Annotated in this window: 6 protein-coding genes and 1 pseudogene; all 7 read left to right on the forward strand. The window is 42.2% G+C overall.

Going from position 1 to position 6,342, the window contains the following annotated elements; all coding sequences use genetic code 11:
- Positions 1-637 (forward strand): EAL domain-containing protein (locus tag AB4496_RS20005; protein ID WP_372131724.1); only part of this gene is annotated, 637 nt, incomplete at its 5' end.
- A gap of 2 nt (positions 638-639) precedes the next feature.
- Complete coding sequence (locus tag AB4496_RS20010) at positions 640-2,082, forward strand: MSHA biogenesis protein MshI (RefSeq protein ID WP_009847866.1); 1,443 nt, start codon at positions 640-642, stop codon at positions 2,080-2,082.
- On the forward strand, positions 2,082-2,729 hold the full coding sequence (pilO, locus tag AB4496_RS20015) for a type 4a pilus biogenesis protein PilO (RefSeq protein ID WP_009847865.1): 648 nt from the start codon (positions 2,082-2,084) through the stop codon (positions 2,727-2,729). Before AB4496_RS20010 ends, pilO begins: the two co-directional genes overlap by 1 nt.
- Entirely contained in the window at positions 2,722-3,054 is a 333-nt protein-coding gene (locus tag AB4496_RS20020; protein ID WP_009847864.1) for a hypothetical protein, read from the forward strand. Before pilO ends, AB4496_RS20020 begins: the two co-directional genes overlap by 8 nt.
- Positions 3,055-3,069: 15 nt before the next feature.
- Entirely contained in the window at positions 3,070-4,758 is a 1,689-nt protein-coding gene (gene mshL, locus AB4496_RS20025) for a pilus (MSHA type) biogenesis protein MshL (RefSeq protein WP_009847863.1), read from the forward strand.
- A 56-nt stretch (positions 4,759-4,814) separates the two neighbouring features.
- A complete protein-coding gene (locus AB4496_RS20030; RefSeq protein ID WP_009847862.1) occupies positions 4,815-5,654 on the forward strand; it encodes an ExeA family protein in 840 nt (279 codons plus the stop codon).
- Positions 5,655-5,656: 2 nt separating this feature from the next.
- Positions 5,657-6,342 (forward strand): annotated as a pseudogene (locus AB4496_RS20035) (MSHA biogenesis protein MshN); the annotation flags it as partial.

A 6,342-nucleotide genomic window follows, 5' to 3' on the forward strand; every position in this document is an offset into this window, starting at 1 on the left:
AGTCGGTTATCAAGCTCAAATGGATCAATCGGTTTTGACGGTTTTGTTTAAGTCGCTGAAAGTATCAACACAGCCTGTCAATTATTCGGTGAACTTGAGTGTCACTCCGTTTGCAAATAAATCACATTTTAAATGGTTCAGAAGTGAGTTGTTACAGCTCTCTGCTCAGCATCGTTCTCAGCTTGCTTTTGAGTTTTCAGAAGGCCATCTAATTACTCACCTTGATTATATGCGACCAGTGGCGAAGATGTTACGAGGGTTAGGGTGTAAAGTGGTGGTTGGCCAAGCTGGGCGAACCATTGTTAGTACTCATTATATAAAGGATTTGAAGGTTGACTATATTAAGCTTCATCGAAGTTTGGTAAAGAAAATCGATCAAAGGCATGAAAACCAACTGTTTGTTCGAAGTCTGATTGGAGCATGCGGTGATTCTCCAACTGAAGTGATCGCGGTCGGAGTTGAGACAAAGCAAGAAAAGAATACCTTGATAGAGTTAGGCATTAACGGTTATCAAGGGAGATATTTCGACGAAGAACAACAAATCATTCCCTTGCCTACTCAAGGGAAGAAGACAGTGAAAGCTGAATCCGTTGTAAAAGTCGGTCGAAGAAATCGATGGCGTAAGAGTAATAGTTAAGCATGAATTTTAAAGCGATTTTAGACAAAATAAAGCCAACGAATAATAACGGTAGTTCTCAAATTGTCCTTTTGGGTAATGATACCGTTTATATTTCATCGACTGAGTCAAAACCTCAAGTCACCAGTTTCCCTGTGGTTAACGGTGACTGGGAAAGTGCGCTGAAAAAATTGTTGAGCAGTGAGTCGCTTACCAGTGATTGCCTTCAGCTAATTGTTTGTGCTAACTACTACCAAACTTATCAAATTGATAAACCGGACATTCCACAGAGTGAATGGTCGGTTGCATTGCCTTTTCTATTGAAAGATCTGATCTCTGAAAGGGTGACTGAGATTACAGCGAGTGCGGTAGCGCTACCGACCTCGAATAAGCTACAAGTGTATGTTTTGCCTAAAAAGCTATTGGACAAGCTTGTAAGCATTACTAATTCAGCACAAGTTGATCTTAAAGGTATTGCTCCCGAAGATGAAGTTTGGGGCTACAGTGCTGGTGAGCTCTCTAATTTCATTCTTTTACAACGCAGCCCCAACTCACATTTTAAGCTTGGTGCATTTGTTGAAAACACGGTTTGCTTCCAAAGAACAATCCGCAGTGTTGTCCCCCCCTTAACTGGTACCGCATCAAGTGCATTGCAGTTGGATGGTCTAGCTTTAGAACTCCAACGATCGATTGATTACCTGTCTTCTCAAATTAAAGGCACTCAACTTCATCAGTTAAAAATCTGCTGTGATGATGAAGATGAAGCTGAATTACAGAGTGTGTTAAATAGCACATTGAGTTCGACCGTTTCTTTGCTTGTTGAAGGTGAACGCGAAAATTCAGAGAAATGGTTAGTTACGCTCGCGGCTGAAAAGAATATTTTTAACGTTAATCTCTACCCTGAGCACCTTAAGCCTAAAAAAGAGTATTTCACTCTAGTGAATGTGGTTATGGTTTGGGGGCTTGTGTGTACCTTGTTGCTTGGCAGTTATAGTGTAATGCAGTATCAAGCATCGAATTTGGATGAAGAGCTAGCAGCTTTACAATATGACTTGAATCAGCTTAACCAAGAAGTTAACCAATTAAACAGTCAGTTAATTCAACATAAACCGTCTCCAAACAAGGTAGCTGCGGTTGCTCGTCTCACTAGTGAGACGCAAGCGAAAAAAGAGGCGTTGAAGGCGGTCGGTCAATTCGATGAATCTCAGCAAGTCGGGTATTCTGGCGTCATGAACTCCTTCGCTCAATTAGGCCGAAATGACATCTCGCTTTCGCATATATACATGACTCACGATACCTTAGAGCTTAATGGTTTTGCCCGTGATGCAAGTGTAGTTCCAAATTGGGTTGGTCAATTTAAGAATGAACTTAATTTAGTCGGACGTACCTTTGAAAAGATAAAGATAGGTCGAAATGAGCAAGATGTGGTGACGTTTGAGTTAAGTACTCATAGGGAGAGTGAATAATGCAACTGTGGAACCAGCTTAGCGATAAGTTCCTTGCATTAAGCCTGAGAGAGAAATGGCTACTTTTCGTGTGTGGTCTAGTGGGCTTATCCATGCTTGTATTTACCTTATTGATTGAACCTGCATATCTTGATTTACAAGAAAAGAATGTGAAGTCGATGAGCCTTACGCAGTCAAATCAGAAACAACAAGGTGAATTACTTGTTCTACAAGCCAAGTTGAACAAAGACCCAGATAAAGAAATTGATCTTGAGTTAAAAAAACTATTGGTTGAGAGCCAAGAGCTATCATTTGAGCTCGCTGAAATCGTTGATAGGTTGGTTACGCCTTCTCAAATGGCGCAGTTATTAGAGAGCGTTCTTAATGCAGGTAATGGACTGAAGCTTGAGTCTTTAGAATCGTTACAACCAGAAGCTATTTCGGACAATCAAGAGAACAGTGACAATTCAAAGTACTTTCTCCATCCTGTTAGAATGGAGTTGACGGGTAGCTACTTCGATATTTCAATTTATCTTCAAGCACTTGAGTCACTTCCTGTGAGCTATTATTGGCGCACGTTTGAGTATTCAGTAGAAGAATATCCCAAAGCTCGACTTGTGTTCGAGGTTTACACCCTAGGTACCAGACAGGAGTTTATTGGTGGTTAGAACTCTAGTGTTATCTTTGCTGTTTGGTAGTTCAGTGGTATGGGCAGAACAAGACCCAACAGCGCCATTAGGTTGGCTTTCGCCCCAACAGAAATCAGCATCAGCTAAAAAGGCGCCAGTTCAATATCGTTTACCGTCCCTAGAGAGCATTGTTTGCAAGGGCGATACACCTTGTTATGCGATTATGAATGGTCAGATTCTCGAACAAGGAGAAACGATCAGAGGGTACCGAGTTAAGAACATAGATCCAGAGTACGTCACTCTGCAGAGAAGCTCTAAGCAGTGGAAATTAGAGATGTTCTCTTTAGATGTTAAGAATAATTAAGGTTAGAGTGAAGACATGCGTAAACTTGTAGTAGCAATTCTAGTGTCATCTTTAGTCGGCTGTTCGATGGGGCATAGAGATCCTGTTGAGATAAAAGAGTCTTTAAACGAATCTATTAATGAAGCGAATAGTAAAGCACTTCATGACTTACCTTCGTCGGTACAAGATGACCTTATGCCTCAGCTAAGTTCGGACTCTATGTCTCCGAGTGTGGAAACCGTCAAGCGCTTTCGTATTCAAGCAAAAGGTGTTGAAGCGAGAACCTTTTTTGCAAGCCTAGTGAAAGGTACTGAGTACAGTGCCGCGATTCATCCAAGCGTTGCTGGAAAACTCACTCTAAATCTAACAGACGTGACGTTAGATGAAGTACTGGCTGTTGCTCAGGATATGTATGGTTACGATATTGAAAAGCGTGGCAAGGTCATTCAAATTTACCCTGCTGGCCTGCGTACAGTCACGATTCCAGTGGATTACTTGCAAGTAAAGCGTTCTGGTCGTTCTTTAACGACGATTACTACTGGAACAATTTCCACTTCAGACTCTAACTCTAACTCGAACTCATCTAACTCGAATTCTAATTCGTCTAATTCAAACTCATCGAACTCGAACTCGAACTCGAACTCGAATTCGTCTAGCTCCACATCTAACGGTGGTACGGAGATTGAAACGATATCTGAAAGTGATTTTTGGCCGCAGCTTGAAGCGGCAGTCGCTCACTTAATTGGTTCTGGTGATGGGCAAAGCGTTGTGGTTACGCCACAAGCGAGTGTGATTACGGTACGTGCTTACCCCGATGAAATCCGAGAGGTTCGTGAGTTCCTTGGTATTTCTCAGAAACGTCTGCAGCGCCAAGTTATCTTGGAAGCCAAAATTATGGAAGTGACACTTAGTGACGGCTATCAACAAGGCATTAACTGGACCAAGATGTTTTCGTCGAACGGTACTAACTACACGCTAGGTATGGGTTCTATCGTTAAAAATGCAGCTGGTACGATCATCCCAGGCAAACTACCAGGCATGGACCCCATCGGTACCGCTTTAGGTGGTCAATCTAACCTCGTTGTTTCCGGTGGTAGCTTTGAAGCTGTATTGAGTTTTATGGATACACAGGGTGACTTGAATGTGTTATCTAGCCCAAGAGTGACAGCAGCTAATAACCAGAAAGCTGTTATAAAAGTGGGTATAGATAAATATTTCGTGACGAATTTATCAAGTTCGGTCGGTAGTGGTGATAACGCGAATGTTGCCCCTGAAGTTGAGCTAACCCCGTTCTTCTCCGGTATTTCTTTGGATGTGACGCCGCAGATCGATGATAAAGGAAATGTGTTCCTGCATGTTCACCCCGCAGTGATTGAGGTGGAAGAGGAAGTGAAAGAGCTTAATCTTGGCTCAACAACTGGTGTTGTGACGCTGCCGTTGGCTAAAAGCTCTATTCGTGAGTCTGACTCCGTGATTCGAGCGCAAGATGGTGATGTGGTTGTTATTGGCGGATTGATGAAATCAAACACCAGTGACATGACTTCAAAAGTTCCATTTCTTGGTGATATCCCGGCACTCGGTCATTTGTTCCGTAATACCAGTCAACTAACTCAAAAAACTGAACTTGTTATTCTATTAAAGCCAACGGTTGTAGGTGTAAATACTTGGCAATCAGAAATGGAGCGTTCTCGAGATCTTTTACAAGAATGGTTCCCTGATGAATAGTAACCACTCACTTTATCAATGCAGATTGGTAGTGAATTACTAAGCTAGGTCGTCTTATGTATCAAGTTCATTTTGATTTTGAACAGTTACCATTTACCTTAACGCCGAATACCGATTTTTTTTATGGTTTAGCACCTCATTTTGAGGCAATTCAAACGGTCATTTCGGCGTTAGAAATGGGCGAGGGGGTAGTTAAGGTTACAGGGGAGGTCGGCACAGGCAAAACCATGGTGTGCCGAATGTTGGTCAATCATCTCAATGATTGTACTGCTTTAATCTACCTGCCTAACCCAGTGCTATCTGGGGCTGACTTACGACAAGCCGTGGCTAAAGAGCTTGGTTTGATTACCGATAATGAAGCCACCTTAGTGGATAACATTCAACATAAACTTATTGAATTGCATAACTCAGGCTTACGAGTGGTTGCGATTCTTGATGAGGCTCAGGCTTTGTCAGATGAAGCTCTAGAGACCTTAAGGTTGTTTGGTAACTTAGAAACTGAAGATAAAAAGCTGCTGCAAATTGTTCTATTAGGGCAGCCGGAATTGGATGCTCGATTAGAGGCTTATCATCTAAGGCAATTTCGTCAAAGAATCACATTTAGTTCGACACTGAGGCCACTGACTCTCGATGAAACAGTGGCTTACATTGATAACCGGATCGCTAAATCTGGTGGCAAATATGCTCCCTTTAGCCTGAGCCATAAAAAAGCGATCTGGCGCTCTTCTTTGGGGATCCCAAGGTTGATTAACCAGTTGTGTCATAAAGCTTTGTTGCTTGCTTTTAGTGAAGATAAGAAAAATATAGAAAACCAACATCTCTTTGCTGCAATGCATGAAACATACGATGTGTGTAAACCTAAATTTAAAACGCCAATGCTGTGGGGTTGGAACTAATTATGAGCGTCATTAATAACGCCTTGTCTGAATTGGCAAAAAAAGAGTCAACAGCATCGATTGAAGCTGCGGTGGTACCTAAAGTAAAAACACGCTCTCCATTGGTTTGGGTGGTCGCAGGTTTTACCCTTAGCTTGGCCATGGGGGGCTGGGCTATATCACAAGGCCCTGCTGTCGATAACTCAATATCAACTCGAGATATACAAGTTTCCGTTATTGATACTTCAGAAGGCAATTCAGAGGGTAGTCCTGAAGCGGCCATTACTCAACCTGTGTCCTCGCCGACTAAGAAGTTAGTGACGCTAGATTCAGCGAACATTTCGGCTAACAACACGGTAATACTAAAAAGTACTCAATCTAAATCGGATTCAGTCATTGCTGCATCAACTCAGTCAGTTACAAAGCCTAAAGTAAACCCTGAATCTCAAGCTATACCTAAATCTCAAAGCACACCTAAAGCAAAAGTAGCAAAGCCAATGCTTGTTGCTAGCGTGGCTAAAAAAGATCCCACACCAGTATCAAATCAACCTGAAACGTCTGGCGATTTAGAAAGTAATGGAATGTTGATTGAGCAGGTAGAATTAACGCCTGAACAACTTTCTATTAATGCTCAAGGCCGAGCTCAGAAAGCTCTTGATGCCAATGACCTTTCTGGTGCGTTGAAAGGTTATAACGAAGCGCTTCGTTA

The sequence above is a fragment of the Vibrio sp. 10N.222.46.A1 genome, from assembly GCF_041473595.1.
GTDB classification, from domain to species: domain Bacteria; phylum Pseudomonadota; class Gammaproteobacteria; order Enterobacterales; family Vibrionaceae; genus Vibrio; species Vibrio tasmaniensis_A.

Bases quoted from the DNA above. Each gene is read 5' to 3' on its own strand.
- AB4496_RS20030 (WP_009847862.1), top strand. From the start codon at position 4,815: ATGTATCAAGTTCATTTTGATTTTGAACAGTTACCATTTACCTTAACG.
- mshL (WP_009847863.1), top strand. From the start codon at position 3,070: ATGCGTAAACTTGTAGTAGCAATTCTAGTGTCATCTTTAGTCGGCTGT.
- AB4496_RS20010 (WP_009847866.1), top strand. From the start codon at position 640: ATGAATTTTAAAGCGATTTTAGACAAAATAAAGCCAACGAATAATAAC.
- pilO (WP_009847865.1), top strand. From the start codon at position 2,082: ATGCAACTGTGGAACCAGCTTAGCGATAAGTTCCTTGCATTAAGCCTG.